This is a genomic window from Paenibacillus sp. NPDC057886 (assembly GCF_042796655.1).
GTDB lineage: Bacteria > Bacillota > Bacilli > Paenibacillales > Paenibacillaceae > Paenibacillus.
Window position 1 is genome coordinate 1 of the sequence record NZ_JBHVMZ010000015.1, and the last position, 14681, is coordinate 14681.

A 14681-nucleotide genomic window follows, 5' to 3' on the forward strand; every position below is an offset into this window, starting at 1 on the left:
CCACACGTACCCATCCCGAACACGACCGTTAAGCCCTCTAGCGCCGATGGTACTTGGACCGCAGGGTCCTGGGAGAGTAGGACGCCGCCAAGCAATCAAAAGACACGATCGTACATAAGCGATCGTGTCTTTTTCTGTTATTATGATCTTGGGAATGATTATAATTACTCTAGGCTGTCTTATATATCTTCGTCTTAGAGATAAAACTCATTTTATACATAAAATACTGGCCTTCCCGTCATCCAAGCTGTGATACAATAAGTGGGGTCTATAGAGAAACGGAAACACGCATGAGTACGAGGAGGAACTGAATTACAATGAAATCAGCCCCGTTTATTGCCGTGGAAGGTCCGATTGGTGCGGGGAAAACAACGTTGGCAACGATGCTTTCTCAGGAATTGAACCTTCCGCTGGTCAAGGAAATTGTAGAAGAGAATCCCTTTCTGGCTTCCTTCTATCAGGATATAGATGAGTGGAGCTTCCAGCTTGAAATGTTTTTTCTGTGTAACCGGTTTAAGCAACTGGAGGACACAGGCGCGCACTATATTAAGAAGAATACACCTGTCATTTCGGACTATCATATCTATAAAAATATGATTTTTGCCGATCGTACCTTAAAGGGAACGAAGCGGGACAAATACCGTCAAATCTATCATCTCTTAACGGATGATCTGCCGAAACCCAATCTGGTGCTCTATATTGAGGCTGAACTCGATACATTGATGAAACGTATCAACAAACGCGGACGATCTTTTGAGCAGGATATGGACCCGGCTTATATGGAACAGTTAATCGCAGATTATAAAACAGGCATGGCCTACTTGGCTGGCAGCCCGAACCCGCCAATTATCATTAAGGTGAATGCGGAGCAGCTCGATTTTGTAGAACATCCGGAACATTTCAATCAGATTGTTAATCAGGTAAAGGAGTATATCATATGAACAACTATGGCATTCCGGCCAAAGCATTAATTACGGTAGCAGGTACCGTTGGGGTGGGCAAATCCACCCTAACAGCGGCACTGGCAGAGCGTTTGAGCTTCAAGACTTCTCTCGAGCAAGTTGACCACAATCCATATCTGGAGAAGTTCTATCATGACTTTGAACGTTGGAGCTTCCATTTGCAGATTTATTTCCTGGCAGAGCGTTTCAAGGAACAGAAGAAAATCTTTGAACTGGGCGATGGATTTGTACAGGATCGTTCTATCTATGAGGATACAGGTATCTTTGCTCAAATGCATGCGGATCAGGGCACAATGTCGGCTACGGATTTCGAGACGTACAGCAGTTTGTTTGAAGCTATGGTGATGACACCGTATTTCCCTCATCCGGACGTACTGATTTACCTGGAAGGCAGCCTGCCATCCATTCTGAATCGGATTACGGAACGCGGACGTGAGATGGAGATTCAGACGGACCGTTCCTACTGGGAGCATATGCATGAACGCTATTCGGTATGGATTAATCAATTTACGGCCTGTCCCGTACTGCGTTTGAACATCGATGAGTATGACGTGAATGACCCAGCATCGGTGGATGCCATTTTGGCGCAGATTGCTGCTGTCATTAATCCTTCCAACGCGACGCAATTATAAGATAAACATTAGAAAGCAGCCCCTTGATGCCATAAGGCTAACAGAAGGGCTGCTTTTTTATTTTGTCATGAGTGGGTTATCAGTGGTTTTTACGTCCGCTTTATGCTGTGTCAGATAGTATAGGAACCAAACGGCGTGTCTTTGTTCGTCCGTGGCAGCCCTTCTAAACGTTACTTGGATATGGGGATCATTCGCCTGATCAGCAACGTCAGAGTAGAATTCCACTGTTTCCTGTTCATCTTTGAAGGCGTAACTTAGTCCCGCAATATATTCGCTTGGACAGTCCTGGGCGATCTGGATGGTAGGTTGCGTTCCTGTTAAGGATACATAGATGGCTATGAAATGTTGAAGGTGCTTCATTTCATCCTGGCGGATTTCCAAAATACGCGCTTTTTCCTCTTCTGTGGGTGCCAGTACGGCCGATTTGGCATAACAGGCAATAGCCGAAGACTCTCCATTGATGGCCTTGGCAACCTGGGCAATAATCATGCTGTCATTACGATAATAAGGAACATAAAACATGGGGGAGGCTCCTTCCGGACTCTTTTGAATCAGAATATGCGAAAAATTAGGCGAATGTGCTTATTCTCTTCTGATCTGGATGTAGTCAAAAAAATAGTAGAAATCTGTTGAATAAAAGAAGAATTTGTGGTTTCATAGGAAAGGTGAATTTTGGAAAAAAGCATAAGCATGACTCAGGAGGGAAAGTCAACGTGGAAGAGAAACAAGGGATCAAGATCGGCATGCCAATCGTTGGTGGATTATTGGCAGCAATTGTAGGAGGCATTGTGTGGGCAGTGATCGCTGCCATGACGGAAAGGGAGCTGGGGCTAATTGCTATCGTCATAGGAGCGCTCACAGGCTACGCAGTTGTATTATTCTCGAACAAAAGGATTGCGACGGTACATAAAGTCATCGCAGTCATTTTTGCACTTATCGGCATTTTGCTTGGGAAGTATCTGACGGTGGTGTATTTTACTTCCGAGTTGTTCAGCGATGCAAGCATGTTGGATCTGGTATTTGATGGTGAGATGGTAGGTGCATTTGTGGAAACCTTTACGGATTATTTCAGTGAGCCCGTTGACCTGTTATTCATCGTACTGGCGATTGTATCGGCATGGCAGATTCCAGGACGGATGGCGAAGACCAGTCTGGCATCGGATGCTTCTTCGTCTGATCACGCTCCTAGAGCTTAACTGATTCGACTGGAGAACGCTGAAATGCTGTAGAATGCAATTACTGTTGCAAAAAAAAAAGTACTCAGAGTGACTGGCTGGAATGAGCCTGTTCACATTGCGGCTGAGATACGAAAAGAGGGACGTAGCGCCAATGGCGTACGTCCCTTTTTGAATGCATTTAGCAAGATGTGGATCTAAGTGTTGTTCTAATTGTCCAAGAACGCATATGAATACTTAATGGCGGTGGACGTCGGATAATGCATAATAGAAACTAAGCTTAACACTTGATTAGCTGTTTTGGTCAGCAAACACAGCCATGGCATCCCGCATAAATACAGCCAAGCCTTCGCCGAATTGATCAATATTACGTGTAAAACGTTCGTCGTCCACGTACATTTGGCCCAACGCTCTGAAGACTTCAGGGGAATAATTGCCCATGTTGTTCAGATAGCCGTACCATTCCGAGATACCGGCTTGAGCCTCGGCAGATGTCGGGTCCGTGTGACGAATTGCTGCCAGACGGGTGTAGATTGAATTCATTTGATCGGATAGAGCCTTTTGTTTCTCAGGAGACTGGCTTTGTATCTTTTGGTTAGCCTGATCCACCGTTTGATCTCCCCAACGTTCACGCGCTTCCTGCTCATAAGGATTATGACTGAAATCAAACCCTTCAAATTGTTCTTTGGCTGTCATCTTAATTTCTCCTCTCACGTGTTGAACCGACTTATCAATGGTGGCGATCATTTGGTCCAACCGCTGGCGTTTCTCCAGCAAAATACGGCGATGCATATTTAGGGCTTCTTCTCGATCGAAAGATGGATTGTTTAAAATCTCTTTAATATCTTTCAGAGAGAAATCGAGTTCTTTAAAAAATAAAATCTGCTGCAGCTTTTCCAGATTGGCATCTGAATACAGTCGATATCCGGCTGAAGTCACTTCGTCCGGTGTTAAGAGTCCGATCTCATCATAATGATGCAGTGTGCGCACACTGATCCCGACAAGTTCGGCCACTTCTTTTACTTTCATGGCCATGATTGCAACCTCCTTACACCACCGATTGTACAGCGTCACGTTACGTGAGAGTCAACAAATAAAAATAAGATGCAGGCATGGAAGCTGCATCCTGAGAGTGACTGAATGTGCTGCACTATATACCTGGTGCAGCACGCGGGCTGGCGGTGCAGGGAGCGCATGGCTACGCCCGCATCCCGCGCACCGCCGCAGCGAACTGCGCAGCCGCTGCGCGCACATCGGCCGCGCCAGCGATGGCGGAGATGACGGCTACGCCGTCGGCTCCTGCCGCCATCACGGCGGCCGTGGTATCGGGCGTAATACCGCCGATACCCACCACCGGAACTGCGATGCCTGCGGCGCGCAGTTCGGCAACCCCAGCGGGGCCCAGCACAGCGTGGGCATCCGCTTTGGACCGCGTCGGGTACATTGGCCCGACGCCAAGATAGTCGGCGCCCGCCTGCACCGCACGGCGGGCTTCCAGCGCGGAGTGGGCGGATACGCCAAGCATCCGCCCTTCTCCGATGCGGGCGCGTACCAGCGCCGCGTCCGCATCATCCTGGCCGACATGCATGCCGTCAGCCTCCACCGCCACAGCCAGCTCCACATCATCGTTCACGATGAACGGTATCCCGTGCTGGCTGCACACCTCGCGAAGCCGCATCGCAAGCGTGATGCGTGCTTCGCCAACCAGAGCGCCAGTTCCTTTTTCCCGGAACTGGAACAGCGTAATGCCGCCAGCGATGGCTTGGCGCAGCACTTCCACCGGGTCACGCGTCGTATTTACGCTGCCCATTACTAAATACACCTGCATCGCATGCCGCACCGCTTCTGCATCCAGATGGCGCATCACTTTTCACCCCGCAGTCTGCGCTGATACGCAAAATGATTCGTCGGTCCATGTCCGGCCCCAATCCCCAGCTCGTCTTCGATGGCTGCCTGGATGAATGCTCGCGCGGTGGTGACGGCAGCTAGTACAGCTGAGCCCTTCGACAATTCGGCAGTAATGGCCGCAGAATAGGTACATCCCGTTCCGTGGGTATGTCTTGTCACCACCCGAACATTCTCCAGATAATGAAAAGACTGCCCATCATAAAGCACATCGACAATCATGTCACTTCCCTCATCATGACCACCTTTCACCAAAGCATACGTGGAGCCCATCTGCACGATCTGCCTTGCGGCTTCTTCGCGCTGATTCAAACTGATAATGGACATTCCGGTGAGAAGCTCGGCTTCCGGAATGTTCGGTGTCGTGATCAGTGCATGAGGCAGCAGCTCTGTAATTAGTGCCTGAACGGCCGCCTGTTGTAGCAGGGGAGCGCCGCCTTTGGCAACCATAACCGGATCGATGACCAGATTGGACCAGCCGTATTGCTGCCATTTCTCGGCGACCAGTCGAATAATTTCGGCACTGTAGAGCATGCCCGTCTTCACTGCTGTAGGCTGGAAATCTTCCCCGGTCGAGACCAATTGTTGAGCGATACCCTCATATGAGATAGGGAAGACGCCTTGCACACCTGTTGTATTTTGGGCAGCAATGGCTGTAATTACAGTCATGCCGTATACACCAAGCTCCTGAAAGGTCTTCAGATCGGCTTGAATTCCGGCGCCGCCACCATTATCGGAACCAGCAATTGTCAAAGCCTGCGCAATACTCATTGCGCACCTCCATCAATCTGGCGAACCTGTGCCCGCTCTGCGAGAACGTCAGGGGTCACTTGGGCCAGTTGGTTCAGTAATTCAATCTGGAAGCTGCCCGGTCCCTGGTCAGCGGTACGTTCTGCCGCAATCTCTGCTGCAATGCCATAGAAAACGAGTGCTTCCACAACACTGCCCAGCAAGTGGTCACCCGGTTTCGCTATGGCTGCAAAAGCACCAATTACCGAGCTGAGCAAGCAGCCCGCACCGGTCACTTGGGTAAGCAAGGCATGTCCATTACTCGTCAGGAACGTCGTTTGTCCATCCGTAATGACATCCTCACGTCCGGTAATGACGACCACACAGCCGAGTTCCTGTGCTGCCCGTTCCGCTATGCCGATTCGATCCCCCTCGCCTTGACCTGCATCCACGCCTTTGATAGTCCAACGCTCACCGATGACATTGGCGACTTCCGCCACATTGCCCCGCAACACGGTGAGGCGAAGCTCACGAATGAGCATCTGAACGGTTTCCGTACGATAGGCGGTTGCGCCAGCTCCAACCGGATCGAGCACAACAGGCACGTTATTTGAATTAGCCGATTGACCAGCCAAGCGGATCGCTTCAACTACCTTTTCGTCCAGCGTGCCAATGTTCAGTACCACCGCTCCCGACATCTTGGCAACATCAGCGACTTCTTCATGCGCATAGGCCATAAAGGGAGATGCACCTAGTGCGAGCAAACCGTTGGCCGTAAACGGAGCAACGACAATATTCGTAATGTTATGAACAAGCGGATTTTGCGTACGAACACGTTCCAGATAAGACATACGAGTTCCTCCTTAATAAATAAGCAATTTGATCAACAAAAGCAGGCAGGGTAAGCTGTCCATTAAAAGCTATTCTCGGTAGCTGCAAAGTCCATATAGAAAGCTTAATTAAGGATCCAAATCCTCGAGAACTATTCTATTCGTCCAGTAATTGAATTCCGACTACTCATGTGGACCATTTCCGATATTGAATTTTCAACTTTCGAATTTTCCTCCATCTCCTCAGCCAACCGATGTTCCTTCCTTACTTACTCACCCTGCAAGTTGATAAAAGCATCCTCAGCCTTCACGGAATCTGGAATCAGTTCACTTTGAACCAACCATGCACGTACGTTCTCCCAAGAAGAGGCGTCCTGTCTGCCAAACGGCTGACCTTCTTCATTCATCAGTGGCAGTAAAATATTCAGACTTTTGGTTTCAATCTCCGGGTCAAGTGGAGACGTTTCATTCTCATGTGTGAGCAGAATGTTCAGCGCGTCCTCGGGGTGCTCTGTTACATATTTCTGTCCTTCCTGCATCGCTTTGACGAAGCGGGTAAGCTGATCCTTTTTCGCTTCAATGCCCATGTCACTTGCAGTGAGGACCAGTTCATAATAATCAGGTACACCGTAATCGACGGGATTGATCGATTTCATGGCATGGCCTTCCTTTTCCAGAATCAATTGTTCATGGTTAATAAAACCACCCATAATGGCATCTGCCTGCCCGGAAGCCAGGGAAGGGATCAGGTCAAATCCCACATCGACCAGATTCATCTTGTCGGGATTACCGCCATCCTGGCTGATCATGGTACGCACCATCGCTTCATACAGAGGGATTGAGGAATAGCCGACCGTCAGCGTTTCAAGATCTTTTGGCGATTTCACTTTACCGTTGGCTTCGGTCAACAGATGCACGAGCGGATGACGAACGACGGCTGCAATCGAACGTACAGGAATGTTCTCCCCACGCGCGAGCAAGATTTGCGGCTGGTAGCTTAGTGCCAGATCGATTTTCCCGGCGGCAACAAGCTTGAGTGAGTCATTGGTATCGGCAGGCATCTGAACATCGACATCCAGACCTTGATCCGCGAAGTAACCTTTTTCCTGAGCAACATAGATGAAGGAATGCACTGCATTCGGATACCAATCGAGCATGATGGATAGCTTGTCTCTGGATTCCGATGGCGTTTCGATCGCAGATGATTTTGTATCTTTTGCATTGGTAGTTGAATCTGTGGCAGGTGTGTTGGTACTCGTATTTCCGCATCCGCTTACGATCAGCAACAGAGACATGAGCAGAATGGGGAGCAGGGAATATATATCCTTTTTATTCATAACGTAAAGTTCCTCGTTTCCTTGTTATCTGTTTTGAAATCCGAAAATTATCCAGTTTTTCTTCTACCTGCATGACGTGGTGTACTGAATCTTCTTTCCATCCATGCAATGAGTACAAACAGGGCGATACCGAGCAGGGATAACAGCACAATGGCGGCGAACATTGCATCCGTGTTCATATTGCTCGACATTCTGCGGCTGAAGTAACCAAGACCCTTGCTTCCACCGAGCCATTCCCCGATCGTTGCACCGACCACACAATACACCACAGACATTTTCAGTCCCGAAAAGAAGGAGGGAAGGGCAAGTGGAATCTGGAGTTTGCGAAAAATATCCCACTTGCTGGCCCCCATCGTCAGCAGCAGTTCACGCTGCTCCGGATCACCCTGGCGCAGGCCATCGTAGGTGCTCACCACAATCGGGAAAAATGCGATCAGGAATACCACCGCGACTTTACTCCACAGCGTGTAGCCAAACCACAGGATGAAGACGGGGGACAGGGCAATCAGCGGGACCGTCTGACTGATCACGATGAAGGGATATAACGCTTTTTCAATCGACCGATTCATATGCATACCTGTTGCAAGTGCAATTCCGGCACCAATGGACAAGCCAAAACCAACGACAACCTCCATCAAGGTAGCGGGCAGATGTGTAGCCAGCAAGAGGCGGCGATGCTCATACAGCGAACTGGCAATCGCCGTCGGTGCTGGAATGATGAAGGAAGGCACCCATCCTATACGCACAATCCACTCCCAGATGACAAGCAGCAAGACCATGAGCAAAAGAAACAGAGCATAACGGGCAAGCCAACCTCTTACGCTATTCTTCATGCTGTCTCTCAAGTTAACGTCTCGCATGCAACTGTTCCTCCAGTAGTCGTCTCATCTGAACGAGAGCCGGTTCGTAGATCATGTCCGAATGTCTTGGACGTGCCAAAGGTACCGTCAGATCCTGCAGCTGTTGGCCTTGGCCCCCCGGAGTTAACAGGATAATCCGATCACTGAGCAGCAGGGCTTCTTCAATGTCATGTGTGATGAACAACACGGTTTTGCCCAGGCCTTCCCATAGCTCCAGCAGCCAGCGATGCATCTCCCGTTTGGTCAGGGCATCGAGTGCGCCGAATGGTTCATCCAGCAGCATGAGTTGGCCACCTGTCAGCAAAGTACGAAGCATCGCGACACGCTGGCGCATGCCACCTGACAACTCGTCCGGGTAAGCATGTGCGTGGCCGGATAAGCCAAATCTGTCGAGACCAGCCAGAATGTCTGCTCGAATCCTTACCTTATCCTGCCGACCTGCAGCAAGTTCAGCGGGAAGCATGCAATTCTCCATGACGGTTCGCCAGGGTAACAGGAGGTCCTTTTGCGGCATGTAGGCCACCTGCCCCAGTCGCTTTCCTTCTTGAACCCAAGGAATTTCAATGGTTCCGTGGGTTGGCTCAAGCAGGCCTGCCAGCAGCTTGAAGAGGGTGCTTTTACCGGAGCCGCTGGAACCGATGAGCGAGACGAATTCGCCTTTGGCTACACGCATCGACACATTGGAGAGCACGGGGGAATCCCTTTTTCCCGGGAAAGCGTAGCTCATGTTGTGAATGGTTATATCGTTATCCATCTCGTTCCGTTCCCCCTTGTTATTCAAACTTCAAATTTCAAACTGCGGATATTCAATTACACCTTCTGATCTGCCCGCAGAACGCGAAAAAGACCCACCCATTTCCGGAGAAATGAGTGGGTCTGTAAGTCAATTCACATTAAATTTCATCATCAACATGAAAAAATCCGCTTACTGAGAGGCCGCTCCACTTCCCTCCGCTGGTATGATCCAGATCAGGTTCAAAGGGTCCGAATCGTTCGATTCGTCTCAGCCGCAAGGCTCCCCTAGTGCAATGTTTAAGATATGCAGTTGTGTGTTCAGCATATATCACATGCAAGTGGAATGTAAAGAGGGTGGCCTAAAAGAAGTGTGAGTACTGTGAGTTGGGAAAGTAACCTATTCTAATCGTTTGAATGTAACAGCGAATCAAGCTCCCCGATCAGACGGGCAATCTGCTCTGGTGTACCAATCGTAATCCGAAGCCAGGTAGGCATACCGAATTCGGCACCGCCACGGACAGAGATGCCTCTGTTCAACAATTCTTTGGTAATCGGGCTACTATCCTGCAACAGATCAACCATGATGAAATTCGTTTCGGAAGGGATGTAGGGTAAGTTCCACTGGTCAAAAGATTGCATTAACGTTTCCCGTCCCTGATGATTGTAGTGCAGGCAATGAGAGACAAATTCATGATCATCCAGGCTGGCTGAAGCAGCGGCTTGAGATGTGGTTGTTAGACTGATGGGCAGCTTGACCCGGTTAATGCCTTCAATGATGCTTTCATTCCCGATGCCATATCCGATTCGCAGGCCGGCAAGTCCATATATTTTGGAGAAGGTCCGCAAAATAATCAGATTATTATACTGCTCCAGCAGCTTAACCGTATCAGGGTAATCTTCACTCTCCGCGAATTCATAATACGCTTCGTCCAGGACAACCACGACATGGGAGGGAACATGTTCGAGTAAACCAAGTAAGGCATCTGCCGTGAAAATGGTTCCCGTTGGATTATTCGGATTGCACAGCCAGATGATTCGGGTAGAAGCATTGATCCGCTGCCGGAATAGCTCCAGGTCCAGCGAATGGTTGACCAACGGCACTTCATGGATGACACCGCCTGCCAGCAGCGTAGCACCCTTGTACCAGTTAAAGGAGGGCACCGGAATGAGTGATTCCTCACCAGGATTAAGATAGGCTTGGGCGGTAAGGGTCAGGAGCTCGAATGATCCACTGCCAAATACCAGTTGGGATGTACGCACACCCAGTCGCTCCGCAAGTTTGTCACGCAGCAGTTGGCTGGAACCGTCGGGGTATTGTGCCAAAAGATCGGAGCCCAGCGATCTGACCGCTTCCGCAGCCAGGGGAGAAGAGCCAAACGGATTCTCATTCGCTGCAAGTCGATCCACAGTTTCCAGTCCCAACTCCCGCCGGATCTGTTCCATGGATTTGGCAGGAGTATAAGCCGGAATTTGATTTAACAGGTCTTTAACAGGAGGAGAGGGTACGGGTGAAAGGGATTGCATAATCATGCCTTCTTTCCAGTGGAATTAGATCGAGAATGATATCTGTTTCTGGGAAATCTGCTGTGGTGTCTCTTGTTGAGGAGTCAACAAGCGATTCAGAATCAGGTTTTCAAAATGAGCAAACCCGCTGTCCCGAACGCGTGGGCGCTCCAGCGTAATTCGGGTATCCATCGTTATATGACCATCCTCGATTAACAGTACCCTGTCTGCCAGCGCAACCGCCTCGCTGACATCATGAGTGACCAGAATGACGGTCAGATCTTCTTCTACCCACAAGCGTTCGATTAATTGCTGCATCTCAATTCGGGTTAATGCATCCAATGCACCCAGCGGTTCATCCAGCAGCAGTAAGCGCGGATGACTTGCGAGTGCCCGTGCCAAGGCGACACGTTGTTTTTGTCCGCCAGATAATACCCCCGGCCAGTCACCTTCACGCTCTCCAAGTCCTACATTGCGAAGCGACTGGCGTGCATCTTCCTTGTTCTTGTCGGGGATGCCCAGTCGTACATTGTCGAGAACGGATTTCCAAGGCAGCAGCCGGGCTTCCTGAAACAGAAACCGTGTCTCGGGTGCTGTACTACCAAGCTTTCTGTTGCCCAGCATAATGCTCCCGGAAGAGGGGGGTTCCAGCCCGGCGATCAGACGCAGTAAAGTACTTTTGCCACAACCGCTTCGTCCAACGATGGCTACAAATTCCCCTTGTCTTACATTGACGTTAATGTCGGACAGAATCGTCCGCTGATCATACGATTTCTGAACCCCATCTACTTGAAGAAAAGGACTGATCTGACTTGTACTCATGATTAATTCACACTCCTATCATTACTTGCGGGATAGAGCCGGGTTCCAGCGCAGCCAGCGCCGTTCAAGCCATTTGGCGATGGTATCGGACAGCTTGCCCAGCAGGGCATATAGCAGAATGCTTAAGACGATCACGTCCATCTGCATGAATTCCCGCGCGTTCATCGCCATGTACCCAATCCCCGCATCCGCCGCAACCGTCTCGGCTACGATAAGGGTCAGCCACATAATGCCAAGTGCATAACGAATGCCCACCAGAATGGAAGGCAGTGCACCAGGCAGGATAATGTCCTTATAAAGGGACCAACGGCTGAGGCCATATACTTTGCCCATTTCAATCAGACCCGGATCGACCGATCGTATGCCGTGGAACGTATTCAGATATACCGGAAAGAATACACCCAGGGAAACGAGGAATAATTTTGCTTCTTCACCGATCCCGAACCACACAATAACGAGAGGGATCAAGGATAGATGCGGAATGTTACGGATCATCTGCACCGAGGAGTCGGCGATCTTTTCCGCAAGGGAGGAGATGCCGTTCAATACACCCAGAAGGAAACCCAGACCCCCACCAATGAGGAATCCTCCCAAAGCTCGCCTGGCGCTGATACTGATATTGTTCAGTAGTTCACCGTTACGAAGCAGACGAATGAAGGCCTCCAGTACCTGAGCGGGACGGGGCAAAATATTGGCTGCAACAACTCCAGATGCAGTGAGCCATTGCCACAGAGCCAGAATGAGTAGGGGTACAACAAAAGGAATGAATTGGTTAAACCATGCCCGGTTAAAGGTGTTGGACCGCACGTTATGTCTACCTCCTTGCTTCCTTCGTTATTGGCTACCTGGAGCTGGAAGCTGATCTTGAAGTGCATCACTCCAGAATGTGCTCACATCGACTGCCTGCTCAAAAATTCCCGCTTGCTGAAACGTATCCGCTACGTCCTGTTCGGACTTGATGGCCTCGTCAGAAATGGCAACAATACGTGATGGGCGTTGTGATTCTCCATCCGTGTAGGTTTTAAGGGCTTGTTCCACCGGCTGGTGAGTATTGTCTGCTGTAATTTGAGCCCACGCATCCTTATTGGCACGAGCCCAATCATTAAATTTATTGATTCGCTCCAGATAATCGGCAAGGGCCTTTTTCTGATCCTCATTCGCAATAGCCTGATCGGAGGCGGCTACAAGGAAGCTGCCTGACAGGATATCTTTGGCGCTGGCGAGCGTTGTTGCTTCATTCTGATGTGCGGAGATGATGGCATTGCCGTAACTGGCGAGGGCATCCACTTTCCCGCTGATCAGGGCGCTGAGTCCATCGGCTGTTGTAAGTTCGACCGGACTGATGTCACTCCAGGTTAATCCAGCTTCCTCCAGCATTTTGAGCAGGAAATAGTGGGCCGTTGTATTTTTTACGAAAGCAACTTTCTTGCCTTTCAGGTCAGCAACCGATTGGATCGATGAACCTTTGGGAACAACGACCTCCTGGTTTAAGGTGCTGCCTTGTTGTACCGCAATAATTTTGAAGCTTCCACCATTGGCAGCCTGAGATGCAAAAATGGGCGGGATTTCACTGGTAACACCAAAGTCCAATTGGTTTGCAGCCATCGCTTCGAGGATCAGGTTACCTCCCTGAAATACGTTATAAGTGACTTTATAGGGGGTGTCATCGAGTCCGGCGGCTTTGAGTCCCAATTCGAGATTGCCCCATCCGGTCTGACCAACCCGAATGGTAACGTCTTTATTCGAAGCAGCTGATGCCGCTGTCGGTGTTGTGCCTGTACCCGCGGCCTGATTGTCAGTTCCGGCAGAGCAGCCGGAGATCAGCATCAACAGAAGCGCGCTCAGAAAGGCAGTTAAGGGAAGAGTGAAATGGCGGTTTGGACGGATCATAGGGAGGAAACCTCCTTGGTGTATGTACTGCTTTCACTGGACTGACTGGATTCTATGAATGTTTGGCCGATACGGTCTGCCTGAAGAATGGCTTCGGTTACCTGCGCCGTGTTAACTCCGAAGGAGAGATGTGCCGCACTGCCTTCCCGCAGCTGTAGTCCTGCTGCAATACGTGCAGCAGCTTCCTGAGACTGTTGGTGTATGCCGAGTTGGGCAAGAGTGATAGGCAGATTCAGCTTATGTAACAGAGTGGTCAGCTCATGAAGCTCATCCCCTGCTTTGCCTTCAAGAATCCACTGGGTGAAGAGTCCAAAAGCTACCTTTTCTCCATGTAGTGAAGCGTGTGTTTCGGGTAATTTGGTCAGGCTGTCATGTAGCCCATGAGCAATCGCGGCATGAAGTGATCCATCGCTAATGCTGCCTACAAGGCCTGCGAGCACAATAATGGCATCGGCAACATCACGGAATTGAGGTGTACTACCGGTTGTATCGGTGGATTCATAGACATCGATGGCGTGCGCTTCAAGAATATCGAGTGCAAGTTTGGCAGTGCTGACACTGTTTCGGAGAGTGAGGCTGGTGGCGTTGCCACTTAGATTAACGGCGAACTCATGCCATTTTACGAGTGTGTCACCTATCCCAGCGGCCAAATACCGCCTTGGTGCACTCGCCAGAATATGAGGATCAGCCAGAACGAGATTAGGCGAACGGCGCAGGGGACGATATCCTGCAGATTGGCCCTGTTCATTATAGAGCACGGTTAAGGCGGACCAGGCAGCGCAGGTTGCGGCAATCGTTGGGACCGTTACAATGGGCAATTGGGCTTGCTCGGCCACCGCTTTGGACAGATCGAGCACTTTACCACCACCGACGCCGATAATCAGATCAACATCCAGATCGAAAGCTTGCTGCGTAAAAGTATCAATCTGGCCTGTCGTAACCTCACCATGAAACAACTGCACATGGAACTTGATCTTATGCTCTTCCAGTGAAGGAAGAAGGTAAGGCTTTACGGCTTTTAATGCAGACTCACCGGCGATGATGAGAACATGCTGCCCAAGCTGCGCAATCCGCGAACCACTTTGCTCAAGAATTTTAGCCTCGTGTACATATACTGCGGGTGCCTTAACAGTAATCATGAATACACTCCCCTTATAGCTTATTATTCATACGTTTTAACTTGGTTTTAAATTGTTTAGATTCTAGCATTGCGTTTCAGCAACCACAATAACCCGGACAATCAATACATCCTATACTTCGATTGAAAGAATCTATAAGTGAGACAATGAAACTTGTTGTTG

The 14681-nt window shown here is 49.8% G+C and carries 16 protein-coding genes, 1 rRNA gene and 1 riboswitch; of the genes, 4 read left to right on the plus strand and 13 right to left on the minus strand.

Annotated elements, in window-relative coordinates; translation table 11 throughout:
- The 3 genes from rrf to ACFVQB_RS32235 form a co-directional block, all read left to right on the plus strand.
- Nucleotides 1–93, plus strand: a 5S ribosomal RNA gene (rrf, locus tag ACFVQB_RS32225); the annotation flags it as partial.
- A gap of 224 nt (nucleotides 94–317) precedes the next feature.
- On the plus strand, nucleotides 318–941 hold the full coding sequence (locus tag ACFVQB_RS32230; RefSeq protein ID WP_379449036.1) for a deoxynucleoside kinase: 624 nt from the start codon (nucleotides 318–320) through the stop codon (nucleotides 939–941).
- On the plus strand, nucleotides 938–1594 hold the full coding sequence (locus tag ACFVQB_RS32235; RefSeq protein WP_379449038.1) for a deoxynucleoside kinase: 657 nt from the start codon (nucleotides 938–940) through the stop codon (nucleotides 1592–1594). Before ACFVQB_RS32230 ends, ACFVQB_RS32235 begins: the two co-directional genes overlap by 4 nt.
- A gap of 57 nt (nucleotides 1595–1651) precedes the next feature.
- On the opposite strand, the gene ACFVQB_RS32240 is transcribed toward ACFVQB_RS32235, so the two are convergent.
- Entirely contained in the window at nucleotides 1652–2116 is a 465-nt protein-coding gene (locus ACFVQB_RS32240; protein ID WP_379449048.1) for a ferritin-like domain-containing protein, read from the minus strand.
- A 191-nt stretch (nucleotides 2117–2307) separates the two neighbouring features.
- Here ACFVQB_RS32240 and ACFVQB_RS32245 point away from each other — a divergent pair, with 191 nt between their 5' ends.
- Nucleotides 2308–2790 (plus strand): hypothetical protein, encoded by a 483-nt coding sequence (locus tag ACFVQB_RS32245; RefSeq protein ID WP_379449051.1) that lies wholly within the window; start codon nucleotides 2308–2310, stop codon nucleotides 2788–2790.
- Between the two features lie 270 nt (nucleotides 2791–3060).
- Here ACFVQB_RS32245 and ACFVQB_RS32250 read toward each other — a convergent pair whose 3' ends face one another.
- From ACFVQB_RS32250 to ACFVQB_RS32305, 12 genes are all read right to left on the minus strand, one after another.
- Complete coding sequence (locus ACFVQB_RS32250) at nucleotides 3061–3804, minus strand: MerR family transcriptional regulator (RefSeq protein ID WP_379449053.1); 744 nt, start codon at nucleotides 3802–3804, stop codon at nucleotides 3061–3063.
- Nucleotides 3805–3967: 163 nt separating this feature from the next.
- Nucleotides 3968–4633: a thiamine phosphate synthase gene (gene thiE / locus ACFVQB_RS32255; RefSeq protein WP_379449056.1), complete on the minus strand. Its 666-nt coding sequence runs from the start codon at nucleotides 4631–4633 to the stop codon at nucleotides 3968–3970.
- Nucleotides 4633–5445, minus strand: a complete 813-nt coding sequence (gene thiD / locus ACFVQB_RS32260; RefSeq protein ID WP_379449058.1) for a bifunctional hydroxymethylpyrimidine kinase/phosphomethylpyrimidine kinase — start codon at nucleotides 5443–5445, stop codon at nucleotides 4633–4635. Before thiD ends, thiE begins: the two co-directional genes overlap by 1 nt.
- Nucleotides 5442–6254 (minus strand): hydroxyethylthiazole kinase, encoded by an 813-nt coding sequence (gene thiM / locus ACFVQB_RS32265; RefSeq protein ID WP_379449060.1) that lies wholly within the window; start codon nucleotides 6252–6254, stop codon nucleotides 5442–5444. Before thiM ends, thiD begins: the two co-directional genes overlap by 4 nt.
- A 248-nt stretch (nucleotides 6255–6502) precedes the next feature.
- Nucleotides 6503–7570, minus strand: a complete 1068-nt coding sequence (locus ACFVQB_RS32270; RefSeq protein ID WP_379449063.1) for an ABC transporter substrate-binding protein — start codon at nucleotides 7568–7570, stop codon at nucleotides 6503–6505.
- A 47-nt stretch (nucleotides 7571–7617) separates the two neighbouring features.
- Entirely contained in the window at nucleotides 7618–8430 is an 813-nt protein-coding gene (locus ACFVQB_RS32275) for an ABC transporter permease (RefSeq protein ID WP_379449066.1), read from the minus strand.
- Nucleotides 8417–9184, minus strand: a complete 768-nt coding sequence (locus tag ACFVQB_RS32280) for an ABC transporter ATP-binding protein (protein ID WP_379449069.1) — start codon at nucleotides 9182–9184, stop codon at nucleotides 8417–8419. Before ACFVQB_RS32280 ends, ACFVQB_RS32275 begins: the two co-directional genes overlap by 14 nt.
- Nucleotides 9185–9359: 175 nt before the next feature.
- Nucleotides 9360–9462: riboswitch (TPP riboswitch) on the minus strand.
- Between the two features lie 105 nt (nucleotides 9463–9567).
- Complete coding sequence (gene hisC / locus ACFVQB_RS32285) at nucleotides 9568–10689, minus strand: histidinol-phosphate transaminase (RefSeq protein WP_379449074.1); 1122 nt, start codon at nucleotides 10687–10689, stop codon at nucleotides 9568–9570.
- 24 nt (nucleotides 10690–10713) lie between these two features.
- Nucleotides 10714–11490, minus strand: a complete 777-nt coding sequence (locus ACFVQB_RS32290) for an ATP-binding cassette domain-containing protein (RefSeq protein ID WP_379449077.1) — start codon at nucleotides 11488–11490, stop codon at nucleotides 10714–10716.
- Nucleotides 11491–11511: 21 nt separating this feature from the next.
- Complete coding sequence (locus ACFVQB_RS32295) at nucleotides 11512–12297, minus strand: ABC transporter permease subunit (protein WP_379449086.1); 786 nt, start codon at nucleotides 12295–12297, stop codon at nucleotides 11512–11514.
- Nucleotides 12298–12324: 27 nt separating this feature from the next.
- The gene (locus tag ACFVQB_RS32300) at nucleotides 12325–13380 is read right to left on the minus strand and encodes an ABC transporter substrate-binding protein (RefSeq protein WP_379449088.1); all 1056 of its coding nucleotides are present in this window, start codon (nucleotides 13378–13380) and stop codon (nucleotides 12325–12327) included.
- A complete protein-coding gene (locus ACFVQB_RS32305; RefSeq protein WP_379449090.1) occupies nucleotides 13377–14519 on the minus strand; it encodes an iron-containing alcohol dehydrogenase family protein in 1143 nt (380 codons plus the stop codon). The genes ACFVQB_RS32300 and ACFVQB_RS32305 overlap by 4 nt, the downstream gene beginning before the upstream one ends.
- Nucleotides 14520–14681 lie beyond the last annotated feature (162 nt).

What these genes read in the sequence shown, in the direction of transcription:
- ACFVQB_RS32230 (WP_379449036.1), top strand. Translation starts at nt 318, where the DNA reads ATGAAATCAGCCCCGTTTATTGCCGTGGAAGGTCCGATTGGTGCGGGG.
- ACFVQB_RS32235 (WP_379449038.1), top strand. Translation starts at nt 938, where the DNA reads ATGAACAACTATGGCATTCCGGCCAAAGCATTAATTACGGTAGCAGGT.
- ACFVQB_RS32240 (WP_379449048.1), bottom strand. Translation starts at nt 2,116, where the DNA reads ATGTTTTATGTTCCTTATTATCGTAATGACAGCATGATTATTGCCCAG.
- ACFVQB_RS32250 (WP_379449053.1), bottom strand. Translation starts at nt 3,804, where the DNA reads ATGGCCATGAAAGTAAAAGAAGTGGCCGAACTTGTCGGGATCAGTGTG.
- thiE (WP_379449056.1), bottom strand. Translation starts at nt 4,633, where the DNA reads ATGCGCCATCTGGATGCAGAAGCGGTGCGGCATGCGATGCAGGTGTAT.
- thiD (WP_379449058.1), bottom strand. Translation starts at nt 5,445, where the DNA reads ATGAGTATTGCGCAGGCTTTGACAATTGCTGGTTCCGATAATGGTGGC.
- thiM (WP_379449060.1), bottom strand. Translation starts at nt 6,254, where the DNA reads ATGTCTTATCTGGAACGTGTTCGTACGCAAAATCCGCTTGTTCATAAC.
- ACFVQB_RS32270 (WP_379449063.1), bottom strand. Translation starts at nt 7,570, where the DNA reads ATGAATAAAAAGGATATATATTCCCTGCTCCCCATTCTGCTCATGTCT.
- ACFVQB_RS32275 (WP_379449066.1), bottom strand. Translation starts at nt 8,430, where the DNA reads ATGCGAGACGTTAACTTGAGAGACAGCATGAAGAATAGCGTAAGAGGT.
- ACFVQB_RS32280 (WP_379449069.1), bottom strand. Translation starts at nt 9,184, where the DNA reads ATGGATAACGATATAACCATTCACAACATGAGCTACGCTTTCCCGGGA.
- hisC (WP_379449074.1), bottom strand. Translation starts at nt 10,689, where the DNA reads ATGCAATCCCTTTCACCCGTACCCTCTCCTCCTGTTAAAGACCTGTTA.
- ACFVQB_RS32290 (WP_379449077.1), bottom strand. Translation starts at nt 11,490, where the DNA reads ATGAGTACAAGTCAGATCAGTCCTTTTCTTCAAGTAGATGGGGTTCAG.
- ACFVQB_RS32300 (WP_379449088.1), bottom strand. Translation starts at nt 13,380, where the DNA reads ATGATCCGTCCAAACCGCCATTTCACTCTTCCCTTAACTGCCTTTCTG.
- ACFVQB_RS32305 (WP_379449090.1), bottom strand. Translation starts at nt 14,519, where the DNA reads ATGATTACTGTTAAGGCACCCGCAGTATATGTACACGAGGCTAAAATT.